Origin of the sequence: Paraburkholderia sp. JHI2823 (assembly GCF_038900695.1) — a bacterium.
Taxonomy (GTDB): Bacteria; Pseudomonadota; Gammaproteobacteria; order Burkholderiales; family Burkholderiaceae; genus Paraburkholderia; species Paraburkholderia mimosarum.
In genome coordinates this window covers 1-327 of record NZ_JAYMRY010000369.1, presented here as the reverse complement: position 1 = coordinate 327, position 327 = coordinate 1, and the positions used below count along the sequence as shown (strand labels likewise).

Genomic DNA, 327 nt, shown 5'->3' with positions numbered 1-327 from the left:
GACGCTCCGACGACCACTCGTAGAGGTTTTCGTTGGCGGGCGTGCCTGGATCGAGTTCACTCTCGATGCCATCGAGGCCCGCCGCAATCACGGCGGCCGTTGCGAGATACGGGTTGCAGGAGCCGTCCGGCAGACGCAGTTCGATGCGCTCGCCCGGCATGCGCACCATGGTCGAGCGGTTGTTGTCGCCATAGCTCACGTAGGCGGGCGCCCACGTTGCGCCGGTGAGCGAGCGCCCCACCACGAGGCGCTTGTATGAGTTGACGGTCGGGTTGCACAGCGCGGTGAGTGCGGGGGCATGCTTGAGCAGGCCCGCGGTGAACTGGT

The 327-nt window shown here is 66.7% G+C and carries 1 pseudogene; it reads right to left on the bottom strand.

Annotated features, from left to right (window positions below):
- Nucleotides 1-327 (bottom strand): annotated as a pseudogene (locus tag VSR34_RS39015) (type III glutamate--ammonia ligase); the annotation flags it as partial.